Annotated in this window: 15 protein-coding genes, 1 tRNA gene and 1 pseudogene; 9 read left to right on the forward strand and 8 right to left on the reverse strand. The window is 55.4% G+C overall.

Features of this window, described 5'->3' with window-relative positions; genetic code table 11:
- Window positions 1-494: 494 nt before the first annotated feature.
- Genes BM074_RS04585 through BM074_RS04600 form a run of 4 tightly spaced genes read right to left on the reverse strand, consistent with a single transcriptional unit; the run spans window position 495 to window position 7512 of the window.
- On the reverse strand, window positions 495-3914 hold the full coding sequence (locus BM074_RS04585; RefSeq protein ID WP_091920039.1) for a DEAD/DEAH box helicase family protein: 3420 nt from the start codon (window positions 3912-3914) through the stop codon (window positions 495-497).
- Window positions 3915-3917: 3 nt separating this feature from the next.
- Window positions 3918-4853 (reverse strand): hypothetical protein, encoded by a 936-nt coding sequence (locus tag BM074_RS04590; protein ID WP_091920041.1) that lies wholly within the window; start codon window positions 4851-4853, stop codon window positions 3918-3920.
- Window positions 4850-5965, reverse strand: coding sequence for a restriction endonuclease subunit S (locus BM074_RS04595; protein ID WP_091920043.1), 1116 nt, complete (start codon window positions 5963-5965; stop codon window positions 4850-4852). Before BM074_RS04595 ends, BM074_RS04590 begins: the two co-directional genes overlap by 4 nt.
- Complete coding sequence (locus BM074_RS04600) at window positions 5962-7512, reverse strand: type I restriction-modification system subunit M (protein ID WP_091920045.1); 1551 nt, start codon at window positions 7510-7512, stop codon at window positions 5962-5964. The genes BM074_RS04595 and BM074_RS04600 overlap by 4 nt, the downstream gene beginning before the upstream one ends.
- 306 nt (window positions 7513-7818) lie before the next feature.
- Between BM074_RS04600 and BM074_RS04605 the strand changes: the two genes are divergently transcribed.
- The 4 genes from BM074_RS04605 to BM074_RS04620 all read left to right on the forward strand — a co-directional run bounded on the left by BM074_RS04605 (window position 7819) and on the right by BM074_RS04620 (window position 11039).
- A complete protein-coding gene (locus BM074_RS04605; RefSeq protein WP_091920047.1) occupies window positions 7819-8784 on the forward strand; it encodes a zinc ribbon domain-containing protein in 966 nt (321 codons plus the stop codon).
- Between the two features lie 234 nt (window positions 8785-9018).
- Window positions 9019-9969, forward strand: a complete 951-nt coding sequence (locus tag BM074_RS04610) for a DUF5655 domain-containing protein (protein ID WP_091921461.1) — start codon at window positions 9019-9021, stop codon at window positions 9967-9969.
- Window positions 9970-9975: 6 nt separating this feature from the next.
- Complete coding sequence (locus BM074_RS04615) at window positions 9976-10809, forward strand: DUF429 domain-containing protein (RefSeq protein ID WP_091920048.1); 834 nt, start codon at window positions 9976-9978, stop codon at window positions 10807-10809.
- Window positions 10810-10962: 153 nt separating this feature from the next.
- Window positions 10963-11039: transfer RNA gene (locus tag BM074_RS04620), tRNA-Arg, on the forward strand.
- A gap of 761 nt (window positions 11040-11800) precedes the next feature.
- Here BM074_RS04620 and BM074_RS04625 read toward each other — a convergent pair.
- The 4 genes from BM074_RS04625 to BM074_RS04640 form a co-directional block, all read right to left on the reverse strand.
- Window positions 11801-14551: a UvrD-helicase domain-containing protein gene (locus tag BM074_RS04625; RefSeq protein ID WP_244532727.1), complete on the reverse strand. Its 2751-nt coding sequence runs from the start codon at window positions 14549-14551 to the stop codon at window positions 11801-11803.
- A 179-nt stretch (window positions 14552-14730) separates the two neighbouring features.
- Entirely contained in the window at window positions 14731-15168 is a 438-nt protein-coding gene (locus BM074_RS04630) for a hypothetical protein (protein WP_091920049.1), read from the reverse strand.
- 178 nt (window positions 15169-15346) lie between these two features.
- Window positions 15347-15802: an ion channel gene (locus BM074_RS04635; RefSeq protein WP_091920050.1), complete on the reverse strand. Its 456-nt coding sequence runs from the start codon at window positions 15800-15802 to the stop codon at window positions 15347-15349.
- The gene (locus tag BM074_RS04640) at window positions 15799-16905 is read right to left on the reverse strand and encodes an AI-2E family transporter (RefSeq protein WP_091920052.1); all 1107 of its coding nucleotides are present in this window, start codon (window positions 16903-16905) and stop codon (window positions 15799-15801) included. Before BM074_RS04640 ends, BM074_RS04635 begins: the two co-directional genes overlap by 4 nt.
- A 260-nt stretch (window positions 16906-17165) precedes the next feature.
- Here BM074_RS04640 and BM074_RS04645 point away from each other — a divergent pair, with 260 nt between their 5' ends.
- The 5 genes and pseudogenes from BM074_RS04645 to BM074_RS04665 all read left to right on the forward strand — a co-directional run bounded on the left by BM074_RS04645 (window position 17166) and on the right by BM074_RS04665 (window position 20397).
- Window positions 17166-18290: an HlyD family secretion protein gene (locus tag BM074_RS04645; protein ID WP_091920054.1), complete on the forward strand. Its 1125-nt coding sequence runs from the start codon at window positions 17166-17168 to the stop codon at window positions 18288-18290.
- Window positions 18280-19308: a DUF2955 domain-containing protein gene (locus tag BM074_RS04650; RefSeq protein WP_091920055.1), complete on the forward strand. Its 1029-nt coding sequence runs from the start codon at window positions 18280-18282 to the stop codon at window positions 19306-19308. Before BM074_RS04645 ends, BM074_RS04650 begins: the two co-directional genes overlap by 11 nt.
- A gap of 224 nt (window positions 19309-19532) precedes the next feature.
- Window positions 19533-19661: pseudogene (locus BM074_RS23240) on the forward strand (histidine kinase); the annotation flags it as partial.
- Window positions 19662-19695: 34 nt separating this feature from the next.
- Window positions 19696-20019 (forward strand): hypothetical protein, encoded by a 324-nt coding sequence (locus tag BM074_RS04660; protein WP_139217624.1) that lies wholly within the window; start codon window positions 19696-19698, stop codon window positions 20017-20019.
- 126 nt (window positions 20020-20145) lie between these two features.
- Window positions 20146-20397, forward strand: coding sequence for a hypothetical protein (locus BM074_RS04665; RefSeq protein WP_091920059.1), 252 nt, complete (start codon window positions 20146-20148; stop codon window positions 20395-20397).
- Window positions 20398-20421 lie beyond the last annotated feature (24 nt).

Below are 20421 nucleotides of genomic sequence, written 5' to 3' on the forward strand. Positions count from 1 at the left end.
CGTTCGCTGCAAGGCATTCCAGCCTACGAGATGGGCGTCCTACGCTTTCCATAGGGGAGCTGACATCTCGGCTTCCGTAGTATCTGGCTGTAAAGATGGCGGTCATGATCCCGCGCCGTTCCTTGAAGTAAGGCCAGTATGCAAACCAATGCGCTAGTGAACGAATTGGCGACAGTCCAAAGTCAATTCCGGAATAAGGAACTGACAAAGCTTTGTGATTTGGGTGCTTTGGTAGGTGGGGCGCTTTGAGACTGCCTAGCGAAAACGGTCGGCTGAATGAGATTGCCATAGTCGAATCTAAAAACGCAAGTGTAATCTGTGAGCCTGGACGGAAAAAACAGCAGAAAGGGGCCACGCAGCTTTGAGAACGGGTAGCGCAAACAAATAATGCTAAGCGTCATTGTGAGTCACCGAAGCGCATTCCGATCAGGCAAGTCGATTACGCAGACAACTCGGGCAATCGCGCCAGTGACGATCCTCGAGTCAATGGCGCGCTATCCCGCCGCGCTTTCGTTGAGCTCTTTGATGACCGCTACCAAGCGCCTGGTCTTTTCAAGATCGAACACCTGCTGCGGTCCTTCCGGCGCTACGTCGATAAACGGGCTCTCGTAGAGCAACCCGGGGTCCATCACGCCTTTCTCGGTCAGATGCTCAATCACCATATCGATGAATTCGATTTGCTGAGCAGTCGCCCCAGTGTCGCCAAGGAACTCACTGAAGGCCTCCGCCACCGCATGTCGATCAAGCCCAACTAACGAGCGGATGAACGCACCAAAACCATGGGCGATTTCCGTCGCCTTTTCGATATGCACAGGCTGGCCGATCCCGGCGCCGAGAAGCATCTGCTCCAATTGCTCTATATCTGTCGGGGTCAGCGGCTTGCCGTGACGCAGCTTTGCAAGCGCAATGTGATCCTCATGCTGACGCAGGAAGTGCCTCGCCTTCTTCTTGAATCGAGCGAACTCAACTTCGCCAACCTGCGGGAGTTCAAGCTCGGTCCCCTCGCCAAGCTGATCCTTGAAGTCGGTATAGATAATTGCCTTCTTGCCCGGCTCTATATGATGCACGACGTTGCGGAGCCGCAGTCGCACAAGCTCGAGCAACGGCACGGTTACGCCCTTCCACCAGTGATCCGAAAGGATGTCCAGGATCAATTCGTGCTGCGCCGCAATCGCGGGTATCGCCGTCTGTTCATCGAGTGCAGAAGCAATCTCGATGAGCTGCTTCTTCAGTCGGTCAAAACGTTTGGAGCCTTTGAGCAAAGCAAGTTCAAGATTGATCAGGAGGAGATCGAACCGCTTTGCCTCCTCCAGTTCCGACCTTACGGTAGACGGCAGCGGCGCGACTTCGTTGACGAGTTCATCGCGCGTCTCATCGGTCAGCGTGCTCCATGCCTTCTCGGTCTGATATTTTTCGACTAGCCGCCGCTTACCTCGAACGATGAAATTGTCCAAGCTCATCGAACCCACATAGGTCTTGAGAAATTCCAACGATTGCGTCCTGATTTTCCCTTCGCTTGGAGCGACATCGTCGCCGGCGTCGTATTCGTCACCTTCCTCGGCAAACCCATAGCCGGTGTGGTGTCCATTCTTCTCATCCAGCGCCCGAATGAGATCGAAGCGGCCGGCAAACAGGTGCTCGTTTAGGGATCGCGCATTCCGCCCCTCTACGAATTTCGGATTCTGCCTGAAAAATTCGAGGTTCTGACAAAAGTCAAAGACGCGGAAAAACTCCTTGTCTTCGTCCGGTCCGAAAAGGTCAGGGCAGAGACGCGTGCCGCGGCCCATGATCTGCCAGAATTTGGTTCTCGAACGAATGAGCTTAAAGAGGACGAGATTTACCACTTCAGGCACATCGATGCCGGTGTCCAGCATATCAACAGAGATGGCGATATGGGGAGCACCTTCCTTCTTTGAGAAGTCGTCGATGAGCGTCTGAGCATACTCAGTCTTGAAGGTGATGACGCGGGCGAAATGACCGGCAAGGTGCGGATGGGCCAGATTGAAGCGCTTCTCAATGAAATCAGCGTGGGCCTGGTTCTTGGCGAAAATGATGGTCTTGCCGATCCGGTCGCCAGCCGCCACCTGCACCCCCTTGGTCATCACGTGGGCAAGCACCTTGTCGACCGTATCGGCGTTGAACAGCCATTTGTTGATTGCCTCGGCACTTACATTATCAGGCGGCTCCCCATCTTCTTCGTCCCATTCGAGCATGTCCCATTGCTCTTGCTCTTCCTCGGAAAGGTCGTCGTAGTGGATGCCTTCACGCACGAATCGGAGCGGCACCGAAATGGGAACAGGTGGCACCAGCCATTCATCGGCAATGGCTTGGTCGAGCGAATAGGCATCCGTGGGAACGCCTTCCTCAAGATCGAACAGACCATAGGTGTTGCGATCAATTTCCCCGCGCGGCGTCGCAGTCAAACCCACCAGCAAGCTGTCGAAATAGTCGAAAATGGCGCCATAGCGCTGGTAGACCGAACGATGCGCCTCATCGATGATCACGAGGTCGAAATGTCCCGGTCCAAAGCGCGCCGCTCCCTTCGCCCGCTCGTCGATCAGGTTCATCATCGTCGGATAGGTGGAGAGGAAGACGCGGCCCTCCGCTGACTTTTCCGTCACGAGATTCACCGGTGACGTTTCCGGAAGAAAAGCCTTAAACGCCCTCGCGGCCTGATTCACGAGCGCGACGCGGTCGGCCAGAAACAGCACACGTTTCACCCAGCCGGCTCGCATCAGCGTATCGACGAGAGCAATCGCGGTGCGCGTCTTGCCAGCGCCCGTGGCCATGACCAGCAGCGCCTTGCGTTGTTTGTGCGTTTCGAAACTCTCCTTGACGCGCGCGATCGCCCGCTCTTGGTAGTAGCGGTCGGCGATTTTCCGATTGACGGGAACAGAAGCCATTGTCTTCCTCGTCGTTCGCCGCTGGATCAAAAGCTGTAGCTCATCCTTCTTGTAGAAACCGGAAACCTCACGCGGCGGGTATGCCGCATCGTCCCAAATCCAGTGATCATAGCCGTTGGTGTAGAAGATCACCGGCCGCTGGCCGAATTTCCGCTCAAGGCAATCGGCATAGAGCTTTGCCTGCTGCTGACCGGCACGGGGATCGCGTTTGGTGCGCTTGGCCTCGACGAGGGCTAGCGGCTTGCCGTCTTCACCCCAGAGCACGTAGTCGACGAAGCCCTTGCCCTCATTGTTTGGCATTCCCTCGACGGGAAATTCGCGATCGCGCGGCTGGTCAAGCTTCCAGCCGGCCTCCTTCAAGAGTAGGTCGATGTAGAGATCGCGGGTTTCGGCTTCGGAGTAATCGTGATGGTCCGGCCGCTTCTCGTTCTCACGGCGGATGTGGTCACGCTCGGCGCGTGCTTGCTCAAGCTCGGCATCGAGTTCGCCCTTGTCGCGCAACAGGTCAGCGAAAGCCTTGTCGCGCGCCTCCATTTCCGACTTGAGGCGCGTGAGCTCCTCGAAGGCCTTTTTGACCAGCTCGTCCTTGCGGGAAAGTCGCAGGGGATCGAATGCCAAACCGTCGGGCGGCGGCGTCTTGCCATAGGTGCGCGCAAGCCAGAAAGTCAGATGGAAAAGCTCGCGCACGGCATCGGCGGCTTCCTTCGCCGACGTGTCCTTGGCCTCGTGCACCGCGCGGTTACCGATTTGAACGATGAGCTTCGCCTTGGTGAAGACAGCCTGACCGGCACGCTTTTGGAAGCTCGGCTCGTGGATCAGCGTCGAAATCCGGTCGTCATAGGGAAAGTGCAGCCCGGAATCGTGTTTGTAGGCCCATTGCACGGCAAGCTCCACTGTGCGCCGGGCATAGAATGCCGCAGCGCGTGGATCGCCGGCAGCGTTCGCCTCCGCCCGTTTCGCGCTGTCGAAGATTTCTGGAAACTCGGCGGCGAGGAAGGCGAAGTTGGACATACGTTATCCTCGGTAAAGCACTGCGGGATCAATCTGAGCATGCATATAAGGATAGAGTCCGGCTAACAGACAGGAGAGCGCTACGAAATCCTTGAGGTCCACCTCGCGCAAAACAGCGTCAGGATTACCAGCGTGACCAAGTCCAGGATAGTCCGAACGGAATCCGTAGAGTTTCTTACCTATCTCCTTCAGCGTAACGTGTGGCCAGAGGTTGACTTGATCACAAATAGCTCCAAGCGTTGTTCCATTTACATTGAATGTCCGTTTTCCAACGCCTTCAACGAAAATGAACTGCTTTTGAATACAGTTCTTTATGCGCCCCGGTGTGGGATCCGAGCTCAAATCGATGCAAGATTCCTCGTATTCATCACACAGTTGTCTTAAATGCGCATCAAGGGACGAGAGCCGTTTCATTTCCTGAAAGAGTCGAGAGATCACGCCAGGCACCGTGGGTGCCAATATAAATGGATCCACCAGCCTGTAGCCGAGATTGTATGTATCAATCGCTTCGCCGACGAGCCTCTTAAACCGAACCAACAGCTCGGGCTCTTCGAGATCGACAAGCGCCGTGTAGGTCTTTGAAAGACAGACCAGTGACGCCAGCTCAGATTCAACCTCGCCAACAACTACATTTCGCAACGCGTCTCGCGAACCCTTCCCGGTCGCCGCAAGATCGTAATTGGATCTAGCGAGCTGGTATTCTTCGAGCGATCGCTGGTAAGACTCGAACGCGGCAATTGCCACCCGAGCAGTGAGGTTTCCGTCCGCATCGAATGCCGCCTCATCGGGTCGTTCTGGCTCGACTGGTGGAACAGGGGGTCGTTTCAAGCCGCGATAAATGTCGGCAAAGAGCAATTCGGGATGACGCCGATTTTCTGCGAGCGGAACCCACAGTTCGCTCCAGAGTCTTCGCCAAACATGCTTGAAATCGCCGTTCATTGCATGATGCCCTTGCCCGAAAATGCCGCTTCCTGCAACGAGTGGAAGAGGAGGTTGGCTACAAAGGCTGCCTTGGTCTGTGCTTTTAAGGATTGATCGACATTTGCACATTGATCCGCGAATTGCTTCTGCAGTGCAATCGGTGGGCACAAGACAGGCAGCCTGGAAAGCGTTACCATCTCCAAGCGCTTCGTGCCGTGGGCGGCAGTAGACACTTCTTTCAAAATGGCTGGAACTTGCACCACCAAGTTCCAGAGTCCAAAGAGAGGATTGATTACGTCATGGAATAGAAGCGCCTTGATATCTTGGTTAAAGGCCGCTTGTCGGGCCAAAATTCCAATGGGCACCGAGTGGGCTAGGATCATCCCACGCACAACGATCAACACGGCATTCTCTGGAGCGAGTTTTGCTGCTGAGTGTTCGACTGCATTTTCGCTGATGTGGTCGATGGAATCTCGAATTACAACAGTCTTCATGTCCTTGGGAGACACCCAAGGTGTGTTACCGACCCAGAAGCTTGGGGAAGACTTCGATGGAGTTCCGCCACTCATAAACTCGGTGACTTCACCGAGGGTAGCCTGATCCCACCCTTTCGGGTTGCTGACCGGATCGCCAAACATCTCCAAAAAGATCGATTGGGTAATGTTGTCGAGTAGCGCGATGGCCTGGCGGCGCTTTTGGCGCAGCTGATCGGCCTTATCCAGGATCGCCGCAATCCGCTTTTGCTCGTTGAGGGGTGGGAGGGGAATAAGTGCCTTACGCGCGTCTCCAATTGTGATGAATGGCTGAGCCGCGCCGCGCTTCGGAAAAAAGTCTTCTTTATTGGTCACCCAATAAAGATACTTATTGTCTACGTGAGGTGTTGTGCTCCAGAAGCGGATTGTGTTCTTGATGCACGACCACTTACCCGAGGCGAACCATGTTTTGCCGCAGCGAGCACCTATCGCACTAAGAACGACGGCCTCTCGATTATGATCTGCATAAGGTAAAAAACCGTCAGGTCCTGTCGCGCTGTAGGCTTTGAACCCTTCATCGACGTAGGCGCCTTTTGTGGTGGAGGTATCCCCCCAATTCACGTCTGCGACGTTTCCGAGTTCGACTAACTGTTTCACAGCATCGCCTCCAGCTTTCTGAGCCCCCTAACAATGTCATCCTCAAGCTCCAGCAACTCCGCGATGATCTCCTTGGGCGGGCGATGGTCGGCAGCTTCGTGGAAGACTTCCTTGTAGCGGTTGAGCGAGAGGTCGTAGTCGGCGTTGGCAATTTCCTTGTGGGGAACGATAAAGCTCTGGCCGGTGCGCCGATTATCGCGTTCGGTGCCGTTGCGCTCTTTCCAGCGAGCGACAACATCTGGCAGGTTGTTCTTCGCATGCTCGTCTTCGCTCAGCGCCGATGTCGGCACGGGTCCGAATTTTTCCTCTGCCAAAAGCATCTGGCGCTTGTCGTCGAGACTCATGCCGTCGGCCTGAACGTCGTAGAACCAGACATTATCAGTGCCGCCGGAATTGGTCTTGGTGAAGAAGACGATCGCCGTGGAGACGCCGGCATAGGGCTTGAACACGCCGGACGGCAGCTTCACGATCGCGTCGAGCTTATGATTCTCGACAAGCATCTTGCGGATCGCCTTGTGCGCTGTCGATGACCCGAACAACACACCGTCCGGCACGATGACCGCCGCGCGACCACCTGGTTTCAAGAGCTTCAGGAACAGCGCCATGAACAGGAGTTCGGTCTTCTTGGTCTTGACGATGGCGAGTAGATCGTTGGCCGTCGTCTCGAAATCGAGCGAGCCGGCAAACGGCGGATTGGCGAGGATCAGCGAATATTTATCGGCGTCATCTCCATGGCTGGAAGAGAGCGAATCGCGATAGCGAATGTCTGCGCCTTCCACGCCGTGCAGCTGCATGTTCATTGAGCCAATGCGCAGCATGGTCTGGTCGAAGTCATAGCCATGGAACATGGTGTTGTGAAAATGCTTGTTGAGCGATGTATCCATGAACAGCTTGCTGTGATGCTCGCGCAGATGTTCGCCAGCCGCGACGAGGAAGCCGCAGGTGCCACTCGCCGGGTCGCAGATCACATCGTTCGGTGTTGGCTTGGTCAGCTCTACCATCAGCCTGATGATATGGCGCGGCGTGCGGAACTGACCGTTCTGGCCAGCGCTGGCGATCTTGGAAAGCATATATTCGTAGAGGTCGCCCTTGGTATCGCGATCCTCCATTGGTATGTCCGCGAGCATATCGACGACCTTGGCGAGGAGACCAGGCGTCGGAATGGTGAAGCGCGCACCCTTCATATGCTCTGCATGTGCCGTGCCGTCTTCAGCCATCTCACGCAGGAAGGGGAAGACGAACTCGGACACAAGCAAGAACATTCGGCTCGGATCGGCATTCTTCAGCTTTGACCAGCGCAGCTCGTCATAGGCGACATCATTGCCCTCACGGTCCTGCCGATAGACGCCTTCTGGAAAGATCACCCGCTCCATAGGCTTATCGAGCAGGTTGGCCTTGTTCTCCTCGCGCGTTTGGATGTCATCCAGCCCGCGCATGAAGAGAAGGTAAGTAATCTGCTCGATCACCTCGAGTGGGTTGGCAATCCCGCCCGCCCAGAAGGCGTTCCAGACCTGATCAACCTTTGCGCGTATTTCACCTGTGAGCATGCCAGTCCCTTACAACTCAGTTTTTGCGGACCTTAGCAGCACTTTGTTGATCGGCAAGCAGGCGGTCTAAAACAATTGGGAATAAATAGAGTTGGGGGCTACAGCCTCGCTCAAGCGCGACTCTGCATTGTATCGTGACATGGCGACTCATAGACCTGTCGAGGTGTTGTAGACGTAAACCCATCAACTATCTTGATGACTGATGGTGTGGGGCCCAAAGGCGGGCGAAGCGAAATCCATCAGCAATGAAGATGCGAATCAGCGGTGTCGATTTGGTCCAATGGAAACTTAGGGGAACTTTAGTAAGTGAGTAAGCTCTTCGAGAATGCAATCGTATCGATCCAACTTGGTGTCGAGGACTACCAAGCCAACGATCCGAGGCGCGCCATATCTGCGGTCCGAAATTTCTATGCCGGCGTGTTACTGCTGGCAAAAGAAACATTGGTAAGAACTGTTCCCGACGCAGATGTAAGTGAGCTTATTGGAGCGAAGTATAAGCCTGTTCCGGATGGAAAGGGTGGAGTTGATTTCGTCCCGGACGGCAATTCCACTATCGATTTTGTGACCATTGGGAAGCGCTTCAAGGATTTCGGTTTGTCGATCGACCAAAAGGCCCTTGAAGAGCTTAACAGGCTCCGAAACGACGTGGAGCACCTTTATACCCAGAAACCCGATCACGCCATGAGGGAAGCGATAGCGAACGCATTTCCCGTTGTTGTTCAGCTGTTTGCGCACATGGATGAAAGTCCCGGAGCTCATCTTGGGCAAGCCTGGCACGTCATGCTGGACGCAAAGGCACTTTACGAAACGGAACTGAAAAGCTGCCGGGAAACGCTGTCCGAAATTGATTGGGTATCGGGAACGATTGCACAAAGCGGCCTAGTTTGCCCGAAATGCGAGTCAAAATTAGTTCGCCAGCGCGAGAAGGAAAACAAACAACAGTCTGCAATGGAGCTTCATTGCAGAGCATGTGATGACGAGCCCGAAGTAGACGAAGTAATCGCCCACTCCCTTCAGGAAGCACTTGAATTTGAAGCTTATTCGCGCGCCAAGGAAACAGGAGAGGACGGCCCGCTCTATCATTGCACAGAATGTGGAAATGAGACGTATGTGGACTTTGAAGGCTCGTGTGCCAATTGTGGACACGAATATGGCGATCAGGACTGCATTCGCTGCGGGACCTCCATTCCGTTGAACGAGATCATATTTTCCGAGCATGAGGGACTATGCGGATATTGCGGTCACATGCTTGATAAGGTGATGAGAGAATAGAGTCGGCTGTGTTGGGTTGCGTCGTAATGTAGTGACTTGCTTGGGATGCGTTCTACAGCCGAATCGCGGTAGCCAGCAAACACATTCCGGCAACCTGTGACCTCTACCTTGGGATATCGCACCATCGCCAAAATTCGCCATTGCTGATAGGCAAGTGCGCCATCAATGCGATCTCTGGACAGCAGAGACAAAAGCAGAAATAGTCCACTAAAAAACGGGAACCGGGGGATCACAGTGAGCGACATCAAGCTCTTTCATTTCAATGCCGGGCAGGTGCTAGAGCTCATTGGAACAGCAGTCCAGGTAGAAAAATCCTTACAGGTTCTGTTCGAACGAAATCTTGAGCCCTTACTCGGAATTCGCTTCCTCGCTTCCGAACATACAACCGGTTCCGTGCACGGTGGCCGGATCGACACGTTGGGCCTTGATGAGGACAACTGTCCCGTCATCATCGAATACAAGCGCGCGGTCAACGAGAACGTCATCAATCAGGGGCTCTTTTACCTCGATTGGCTGCTAGATCATCGCAAGGAGTTTCAGTGGCTGGTGCTTGAAAAACTTGGACCCGATGCTGCGAAAAACGTCGATTGGTCGGCGCCGCGTCTTCTCTGCATCGCCGGGGATTTTACCAAATATGACGCACACGCGGTCAAGCAGATTGCCCGGAACATTGAATTGATCCGCTATCGCCGTTTTGGCGAAGACCTACTTATGATGGAGCTGGTTCATACACCCAAGGTGGCACGCATCACGCAATCAGCGCCTCAACAAATAACAAGCGCAGAGGTAACAAACAACGATTCTAGCAATTTGTCCGATCCCTATTGGGCAAACCGGATGGGACATAAGCTCTCTCAGTCTTCACCAGAGCTTCGCGACCTCTACGATGCTACCCATCAGTTTCTGGTTAGTCTCGGCGATGACGTTCAGGTGAGAGAACTGAAGCAATACACCGCCTTCAAGCGCATCAAGAACTTCACATGCCTGCAAATCTACCCTCAAGCCAAGACACTGACCGCTTACGTCCGTCTCGATCCAACAACCGTTGATCCCAATGAGGGTTTTTCACGCGACGTTAGAGACATCGGGCATCACGGCACAGGTGATCTGGAGTTGTCGTTGAAGTCGATGGCCGATTTTGAAAGAGCACAACCTCTGTTCCGGCGTGCTTATGAAGGGTCTTGAGATCAGATGTCACCAAAAGCATTCACAATCGTTGGCTTCGATTCTGCCTGGACTGACAAGCCCAAAGCTCCGGGCGCAGTCTGTGTCATACGATCCAATTCCGAAGGCAAGCTCTCTTACAAAGAGCCGCAACTGGCGTCGTTTGCGCAGGCGCTCGACATCATCCGTGATGAGCGGGAACGCAGCCAACTATGTCTTGTTGCAATCGATCAGCCCACGATCGTGCCAAATCTCACGAGCCTACGCCCAGTCGATCGCATTGCCGGCGCGCTGATCTCCTGGCTTGGCGGAGGCGTTCAACCGGCCAACCGCTCGAAGGTCGGCATGTTCGATGATGCGGCTCCGATCTGGAAATTCAAGGAGGCACTCGGCGCAGTCGAGGACCCAGAAGCTGCGCGTGCTGCGTCAGACGGCCTATATATTATGGAGGTGTTCCCAGCTTTGGCTCTCGCTGGATTGAACAGTGCCTTTTGCGATCGCTTGAAAGGTCCCCGTTATAATCCGGAGCGGCGGAAGACTTTCAATCTCACCCATTGGCATGATGTTATTGAAACTATCCGGCGTTTTGGAACTTTAGCAGCGATCGACCTTATCGACGATTGGTGCGACGCCACACGATCAGGCGCCTCGCCAAGGAAAGCTGATCAGGACAAACTTGATGCGATGATCTGCGCCTTGATCGGCCTGCATTGGCTCACTGCGCCGCGCAAGCAGTCGATGATGATTGGAGACCTGCAGAACGGCTATATGATTGCCCCGTGCATCGATGGCATTCACGCCCGGATTCTGGCGAAAGCGCGCGAGACGGGAGTTCCTATCGATGGTCAGCTCTTCGCTTAGCTCTTCCCCGGCGCACGCAAGGCGCATTCGACAGGATTCGAACCTGTGACCTCTGCCTTCTGGATATCGCTCCATCTCCAAAATTCGCCATTGAAGCCTTGGCCCGCATCGGCTAGAAACGCTTCGCGCATGTAAGGCCAACGCCTTGTATCAGCACCCGTAGCTCAGCTGGATAGAGTGCTGCCCTCCGAAGGCAGAGGTCACAGGTTCGAATCCTGTCGGGTGCGCCAACTAAGTCCTCAAAATATAGTTATTTTCCGGATACCCGCTTGATAACAGTCGAATATACGTCAAATATACCCCTTGGTACGAGGACGAATGATCGCGAACACTTACAAGCTCGATCGCCATAGAGGCTTCATCCATTTAGGCGCCAGCTTCTTTTCGCTCGCATCGAGCCAATCCATTTGTTCGTTGAAATTGCTCGCTTCGACAGTTCCGACGAGCGCTGCGTTCGCGCGCCCGAATGACCTACTGCATTGACATCCGACAACTGCTGCGACATTCTGTCGTGGCAGACAGGGGACGAACCCGTCGTCCCGGACTGATCACCCGGGTTCAACGCAACGCAACGCAAGGGCCTAGCAAGAGCGTCAGCGCGCTGTATCGACAGTGTAAAAAGGGCCAGTATTCCTCACGAGGAATCAGTCCGAAAAAGACCCGATCGATCCGCCAGCACCAATAGCAACAGGCCAGCCCCCCGGAGGACGCTCTGGGGTTTCTTGCGTTTGGGAATGATTTCACTCGTTGATGGCCGCCTAGGCTGCCGTTGATGGACTAGCCTGCTCAGGCATCGACGGGGTGCGCCAACGCAGCAGCAGTTAGGTCACTTCATTTGCTCGCCAGGGCGTCGCTTGGAAGCGCGTGGTCGAGCCCCTCTTACGGCGCAAACAGGGTCACCTACACCGGCCAGAATGGCGTTTATGGCATCCGTGCTGTCCGGCGATAATTTCGCTCCACCAAATCGACGGCGGAGCGTCGCCGCATCTGGCTAACGCTTTGACTGTGTCACCCCGATACCCGCCATGTTGGTCGAAATCCTAGCCTTGCCGGTACATGCAGGATAGCGGACGCAGCTCAGGAAGGCACCGTAACGCCCAGATCGTTCGATCAACCATCCATCCTTACACTCCGGGCAGGACGGGTAAGTGGCTTCGCAACTACATTTGGCCTCCGCTGGTCCGCCCGTATGTCTTGGAAGTCCAACACCACAGGACGAGCAGGCGGGTAGATAATTTCCGCAATGCTGCACGTGTTCGCAGCGATACCGGGTTCGACCAGCCTGGCCCCGCACGTCGATTAACCTTCCGCCACACTCTCCACACTCGTGCGCCGTCTGTCGGCCGCCAGGCCGCGTAGCAATGCCATATTCCGGGTCTTTGTGGAGTTCGGTCACAAAGGACGATGGTCTCGAGTTGGAGGCGAGGATCGTCAAGGTGTGACGCGCCCGCGTCATTGCTACGTACATTACGCGCCGTTCTTCCGCGTTTTCGAACAACTCCTCCTCCGGCGATACCAACGCAAGCAAGGGATCATCGACGATTTCGGAGGGGAAGCCCATCCGGCCGCTGTCCGCACCCAGAAGTATCACATGATCGGCTTCGAGGCCCTTTGATGCATGGATAGTCTTGAAGCTAATATGCAGCTGGGGGAAAAGTCGTTTCAGATCGATCATATTCGGCTCAAGAAAGCGGTACCGTCCCAGCAGCAACACGCTTGCCGTGTTCGCGAGGTCAATCCTTGCGGACAGTTCTGCCAGAACTTCGTCGAGCTTTTTCTCGTCATCGTTCTTCGGCGTCATCACGATCCTGATGGCTGGCTCGGTTGCATTGCCCGCGGGAACGATTTCCTTGGATATCTGGGCCGGGTTTTTCAGCACGAATGTTCTGGCTGCGAATGCGATCTGGTCGACCGATCGGAATGTGCGACCAAGATCCACTATCTGATGGACACCGGTCTCGCCGTTGAAGCTCCCACCAAATTCATCTCCGAAGTGGCGCATTAGATGGATGTCAGATCCAGCAAAGCGGAAGATCGATTGCCAGTCGTCACCAACAGCAAAGACACGGATGTCAGTGTGCTGGGCTTTCAACGCCTTCACCAACTTGGCACGGCTCTGTGAGATATCCTGGAATTCATCGACGAGGATGTGGCGGAACGGGCTAACAAATTGCCCAGTTTCAGCATAGCGAGCGGCTCGCAGGATCATGTCTTCGAAATCGATCCTTCCAACAAGCCGCTTCTGATACTCCGCGAAAACTGGCGCGAAAACGGCGAGGAACGCTATGGCGCGACTGCCTAACTTAAGTTGTTCTGACTTCGTCTCGCAGTCAGCGACGCTGTAGCTGCCGCTTTTGAATTTGCGCAGAAAGGTCCCGATCAGTTGTGAAAACGCGTCGACCTGATTCAATTCAATCACGCGGTCAAAGATAGTGTCGGCAGAGAGAGGTTTTACCGTCACATGCGGTACGAGCTTTTCGGCCAAAGCGGTGAGCAGAAGACCCTCCTGCCGCTCGAAGCTATATGTCTCAATGAGGGTGGTTTGATGAGCAGCGTGAACCCCGCGCTTCCATTCCATGTCCGCCAGATACTCGTCACGATCGACGAAGGGTGCTGTGATCAACCTCTCAGTGCCATCTGGCATTTGCTGACGCCGCACACCGAAATGCTCGATGTAGACACCACTTTCGATCAGACGAAAATCCGGGCAATAGTTCCGTCGTCCCGTCTCCCGAATCTTGTGTTCGTAGTCCGGCTCATAATCGTACTCGATGCCGTTCTCGTAAAGCCAGTTGGCAATCTGCAGTTCTTCGTAGCTTTTGACCTTTTCGCCCTGCAGGGTCCGAAGATCCTGCTTTTCGATATGGGTGTAGAATTCGTGTTTGGTCTTGAAATCCCATTCGGCTTTCGGCTCGACTAGAAAGTGCCCAAACCACTGTATGATTGCCCTAGATACTCCATAGTTCTCGCGAACCAGATCCTTTAGAATCTGTTTGATCAAGTTCGTGAATGCTAAGTCGTCTATGGCGTGATCGGCCAGAGCCGGCTTTGACCCCTCGACACTACCGATTATGTCATAGGCAAGTGCGTGAAAAGTTCGCGCCACGATTGGCACGCCCGACCGTGCCTCGACCCGTTCCGACATTTCTTTTGCGGCGTTCTTTGCAAATGCCAGCAGCAGTATTTCCTCCGGCCGGCGGATACCGGCCCTGACGAGATAGGAGGCCTTGGCCGTAATCACGCTAGTTTTTCCGGATCCGGCCCCGGCAAGCACTAGCGTTGCTTCCTCGTCCACCACAACAGAAAGCCGCTGTTCCGGCGTTAGAGGCCTATCCTCGATCGTATCGAAGAAGTCTTTCCAGCGTTCAAGCTCGGCAGGAACAAAGGTAGCGGCGGCGCTCGTTTTCATCGCGACAGGGTTGGCGGTGAAACTCCTGACAAGCGCAACACGTTCGGCTTGCTCGGCCCCGATGGCGGCTAACTGAAGTTTCGATAGTAGCGAGGTATCAAGTGCCCTGGCATCGCTCAGAAGAGGCGTGAGTTCAGCGGCCGCGGGATAACGAGCTGGCTTGGCCAGCCCGGCAACCGCTCGATGGACTCGCAGAAAGCGAGCTGCTTCGCGCTCCAGCGCCGAAAGATTGAACCCGATCCAAGCGCTTTTGACGACTTCAGCGAACGCGCACCCGTCAGAATATCGTAGGCCACGCATGACTAAGGAGCGCTCTGCCGTCGTGACAGTCATCGTCGCACCGACCGTCCCCTTTCGCACAAGCGGGGCGGCAGATATCGCTTCAAGGGGAACGGACGAGGTCAATCCGCGGCGCGTTAGCCGCAAGTGATCTCCGTCAAGCTCCATAGCGCGAAATGTCGTCCCGAATAGGTTCACGAGCAGTCCAAGCAATGGCCGTTGTTGCAGTCGTTTCAATCCAGCCTCGTATCGCGTTCGGCGGCGCAGTTCGACTTGGCCATCCTAATGACCCGACCTTTACATCCAGGAGTGGTAAAGAGGAAGCGCACGAACTGTGCTGACGGCGTCAAAAGCCTCGCGTGAGCTTCGCCCTGGATAATGGGAACAAACTGCAAACGCTGAGCGTCAGGTAGTTCAACGATCCGACGCCTAAAACCGTTGAATATATGGCAGATGAGCGTCGAACCTTGAAAAAGAAACAACGCCCGGGGCAGCGACCGAAGCATCCCGTCGACAAATTCTGTCGAGGAAGCTTTTCGGTGGAGCAATACCACCAGATGTCTGCGTAAAGACGCATTTGGGGTCGAGATGGCGGGGCCTTGTACTAACAAATGCTCGCCCGACTCGGCCGTCCATGAAAATTTGCCTACCAGCCGCTTGGATACAGCCATTGTTTGCTCCCATTGTGATTCGAGGGGAGTCGCTCACATTATCTTCCAAGGCTTTAAATCGATCTTCTCGGCGTTCCACGGGTTATGTAGTGCGAAACCATCTTTCGCTACCTCTTACACGTCTTCCAGTTGCTGATCATCGCATTGCAGGGGCGGCCGCGAACCGGCGACCGCCTTCCTATCGGACATTCTGGGTGCCTGCTGACTGCGCTGCAATCCATTTGGCGGTGGTCTGCTGGATAACCGAGATGAAGAGAGCCGTGGTTATCCCAAACATCATCAGGCCGTTCGCAGCCTGAAGAGGCCCAAGCAGCCGCATTCGGCCAGTCAGCAAAACGTCTCCATAACCGAGCGAAGTGAAGGTTACGCCCGAAAAATACATCGCGGTTTCAAAGTCGGCAAATGCACCGACAAGTCGGTACAGCACTGCCCAGAAAGCAACCTGGACGATGTTGCCGATCATGAGGACTGCCATCAAAATGGAGAATTGCAGGAAAATTCCGCGAAGCGGCTTGGGACCGAGCGGTTTTCGCGAAGCGTGGGCGAAGTAGCGGGCGGCTAATACAGATGTCAGTACCTGAAATGCAAGGCATACAAGCATCGCCAGCAAGCCAAGAGCAATTACCGCTATCATAGCGGGGGAACGTCGCTCGGGGTCCTGACTTCGATTGGTTCGTACCGAACCCACTCCACGAGCAGTACGTAGCCAACGGCCAGGAGTACCGGGCCCACGAACAGGCCGAGAAGCCCGTCAGCGATCATGCCGCCAATCACGCCAATGAGAATGATCGGCATCGGGACTTCAAGGCCTCGCCCAAGCATCAACGGCTTGAGAAGATTGTCGCTGAGCCCTGCAATGATGGTCCAGATTGTAAAGATGATCGCCGGCGTGGTCGGTTCCGTCGCCAGTACATAGGCTATAACCGGCAATGTTATAAGCACCGCGGGCACCTGCACGATGGCAAACAACAACACAACAAGCGTCAAAATGCCGGCTGACGCGAGACCGATGGCGAAGAAGCCGATCCCGATAAGCAGCGACTGAATGACCGCTACGCCGACTACACCGACGGCCACACCGCGGATCGTGGCTGCGGTCATTGCGACCAGCCGCGGGCCCTGCGCCTTGCTCCCCGTGATGCGTTCCAACAGGCGACTTGCAAAGTCGGTGGCGCCTTCCCCATAGGCGATGAGCACTGCGGCGACCCCGAACGAAAGCACGAATGATAATTGACCTGCTGCCAAGCCACCCGCGAACGATGCCAGCCATGTTGCAATACCGCTGAGCATCTTGCCGTATTTGGCAAGCGCTGCCGGCATGTTTGTCTCGACGAGAGCCCACGTCTCGGTCAGTTTCTGACCGACGAACGGCAGATCCGCAAGCCATGCCGGCGGAGGCGGTACCGTTAGGCTGCTTTCTTGCAGGCCCGAGACGAACTCAAGGATAGACGATCCGAGCGATGTTACCACCATGATTAACGGAACCAGCATCAGTGCAACGCTGACCAATCCGATTAAGGTCGCCGACCAGCGATTGCCAATCCGGACCACCAAGCGCTGGTGGAGGGGATAGAGCATGACTGCGAGGATCACCGACCAGAGCAGGATACCTGTAAACGGCAATATGATGCGGCTGCAGGCAAAGATCAGTAAGCCTACCAGTCCGATCTGAAGCGCTGAATCGAGCATTCTCAAGAGCGACGGCGCACTCTCAGTCGTTGTCACGTTCGGCTGCATTTAGCTGTCCCCTCCCAGCCAACCGTTAATGCAGATGGCTCGGTCCTTACCGCAAGTATTCACCTGTTTCGAGCTTTCCGCAAGAAGGAGGCAACCGTGCTCACTTGAGGCCTGTGTCATGCGAGAAATTCGGCGAGGCCCGAGCTCCGCACGACCTCCGGTTGCGAGAGCGCTCAGTTAGGATTAACTTGTCACTTCAGCGCAGGTGCCGGCGTGAGCAAAGCTGCGGGGTGAAAGCCGCGGACCTAAGGGGGAAGGTCATGGCGTCGGAAGCAACAGGAGCAACTCCTGATAACGCTCCAAATAGAGTAAAGACGCCGCGCAAAGAAAAAAACCCGCAACGCGCGGTTGCAATTATCGTGCTTCTGGCGGCTTTCCTTCTGTTCGTCGTAACTGTTTTCATGGAAAGGCGCACGCCGTCCTCCTCCCAGGCAACCGTCAGTGCATATGTGGTCGGTGTCGCGCCCGAAGTTACCGGCCGCGTCATTGAAGTCGGCGTGGCCGACAACAGCGCCGTAAAGCCCGGACAGATGCTGTTTCGCCTCAATCCTGAACAATACCGGCTCGCGGTTGACGAAGCGGAGGCACGCCTTGCAGGGGTAGGACAGACGATAGGGGCTTCGACAGCGGCAGTCGATGTCGCACAGGCCAAGGTAGCGGAGACCAAGGCCGTCCGCGTCAACGTCCAGGATCAAGCCACCCGCGCCATGGAACTCGTCAGGCGGGGTATCTATGCTCAGGCGAAATATGATGAGGCAGCTGCAGCGCTGGATCAGGCGGAGGCCGGCGTCAATGCAGCTGAAGCCGACCTCGAACGGGCGCAGGAGGAGCTTGGACCCGCAGGGAAGGACAACCCGCAGTTGAAAGAGGCGCTGGCTGCGCTTGAAAGCGCTCAGCTTGATCAATTTCGTACGACCGTCGTGGCGCCGGCTGAAGGCGTCGTCACCAATCTTCAGCTTTCCGTTGGAGGCATGATCAGCGCTGGCGAGAGCGCGATGACGTTCATCGATACCGGGACGATCTGGATCACAGCCGCCTTTAAGGAAAACAGCCTTGAGATGGTTACGCCGGGCGACCGCGCCGAGGTGCTTTTCGATGTTCTCCCGGGCCAGATTTTCGGAGCCACCGTTGAAGGCATCGGATTGGGTGTGGCGCAAGGAAGCGTCGATCCGGCGACCGGCCTGCCGAAGATTTCCACAGATACTGGATGGGTGAGAACGCCTCAGAGCTTTCCCATTCGTCTGGTGCTTGACGAGGGGCGCCCCAAGGGCGTCCGGTACGGCTCGCAGGCGAATGTGGTCATCTACACCGGGGACCATCCGGTCACCAATATGCTCGGCAGAATCTGGATCCGCGTCCTGTCAGTCCTGACCTATGTCAACTGACGCTTATCTCGCCCACGAGGACCAGCTTAATATTAAGCGCAAGGGTATGCGCATAGCGCTGGCCGTTGCGGTGGGCTTTTCGTGGCTGGTCTATTCGGGCGCGATCATTCCCTTCCTTGGGCCATTGTTTGCAGCACAGTTCTTGATTTCCAGTTCCCGCCCCATGCCGCTCCAAAAAGCACTGGCGGTCACTGTATTGATCCTTGTTGTTGGAGCATTTCTGCAATTTGTAACGGTGTTGACCGGGGACCGACCGCCGGTACTCATACTGCTGCTCGGATTGATTTACTTTGGATGCTTCTATCAGCAGGCGAACGGCAAGGGCGGGCCCGTAATTTTTCTTGTGCTGGTCATTGCCGTTATGGTGCCGCTCCTTACAATCCTGAACGAGGATCTCGGCGACACGATTCTCGGGATCCTTGTTCAAAGTGTCGTGACCGGCATGCTCTTGATGTGGCTGGCATACGTCCTTATCCCAGACAGGGGCAGGCCCGCCACGAAGGCTGCGACGGTGACGACCTATCCGCGCGCGGTGGGCTACGCTGCCGCCAATACCGCCATACTTCTGATCGCCGTCGTTGCCTGTCTGACACGCGATGGACTGGCCACGGCGATTGTCATTCCGATCACCGTCGTATCGCTGCTTTCCCAATTCGACGTTGCAGCAAGCACGCGGGCTGCTTTGGGGATCATGATAACCAATATCACGGGTGGCGTGGCGGCGTCCGTCGCCTTCGGACTGCTTCAGGTGCGGCCATCGCTCCTCTTCCTCTTTCTTCTGGTACTGCTCGCCGGCCTGGTATTTGGCGGCCGTGCAGCCATGCGGTCACCGGCCGCCAAGCTCCATGCCGGCGCCCTGACGATCTTCCTGCTCGTCTTCGGAACGGGCGTTTCACCGCTTCCAGGGTCCGCTGCCGATTCCTTTTCCACCAGGGTCACTTACATACTCGTGGCCATCGCCTATGCGATCTTCATGACAACTTTGCTTTGGCCCCGGCAGGAAGCTCATCGCGGTTAAATGCTTTTCGGAGCTTACCGCAATCACTCTGCGCGCGCTGCCCATATTGCAATAACTCCGGCGAAGGGCGTAAGATACTCCACTATGCAACCGTAAGTGGCGGTTGCTTGTCCGGGGGACCAAGGGAGAGCGTTGCGGCGAATGGCACGTTTGGTAGATCAGCAAGCTCTACCAACGGATGCTGACAGCGGCGATAAAAGCTGGCCCTGACCTCTTCAGGACTCTACGGTCGTTACCAGAAATTTGGCAAGCCCCAGGCACTTAGGCTCAAGGCAATGATTGTCAGTTCTCCCCACGGCATGCCGGGAGACGTGGATTTCTTCTTGGTTTGGGGCTCGGATCTGGGTGGTTGAACTTGCAAAATTCCTTCTACAGAGAGCCAAAATCATGAAGCTAGCTTCACTTTTGTTTGTCCTGCTTTCTGCGTCACCGGTCAATGCAATGGGTGCCGCCGAGTTGTTGAAAGCCGATAGGGGATTCGCCTCCGGCTACATTTTTGGCGCTATTGAGTACCAGTTGGCGGTGGTATGTGACGACGGTGTTTCGGCACGCCGCCAGGAGATCCGCAAATGTCTGGTCGATGGCAAGTTCATGTCGCAACAGCTCTACGGGACCGTCATCAGCTACATCAAAATGCATCCTGAACAGAGCAGCGCAGTAGGTGCGATCGTGCACGCCGTGGACGAAATATGCCCGCCATCCGGGAGGTAACTCAGATGTTGAATCAGTCCGCTCTCGCCCGGTCTTTTTTGCATTGGCAATGATATGCCTTAGTAATCCGGCTTTCGCCGAAGCGCCCTCATTTGCAAAACTTCAAGTGGGAATGCGAAGGACCCCATGGACTATGGGGACTGTCTTGGCTTTCTTGAAGCGGTGGCGCTGTGCGCGGTGCGCGAACATAAAAACTGTAGGCTCCTAGAGGAATTTATCGACCACCCCAATTCAAGCCAGGCTTTTCCCGATGTGCTAGCGGATCTCGATCCTAAGGAATATTCGGGAAGCGCGTTGGAAAGCGTGGAAAAGTTTTTCCTCAACAAGAGGAAAGCAGGTCGGAAGCCGCATTCCCAACATTACGAATATCGAACATAGCAGACCTCGTATCGCGTTGTTTTC

It is taken from the genome of Phyllobacterium sp. CL33Tsu (genome assembly GCF_900113985.1).
GTDB classification, from domain to species: domain Bacteria; phylum Pseudomonadota; class Alphaproteobacteria; order Rhizobiales; family Rhizobiaceae; genus Phyllobacterium; species Phyllobacterium pellucidum.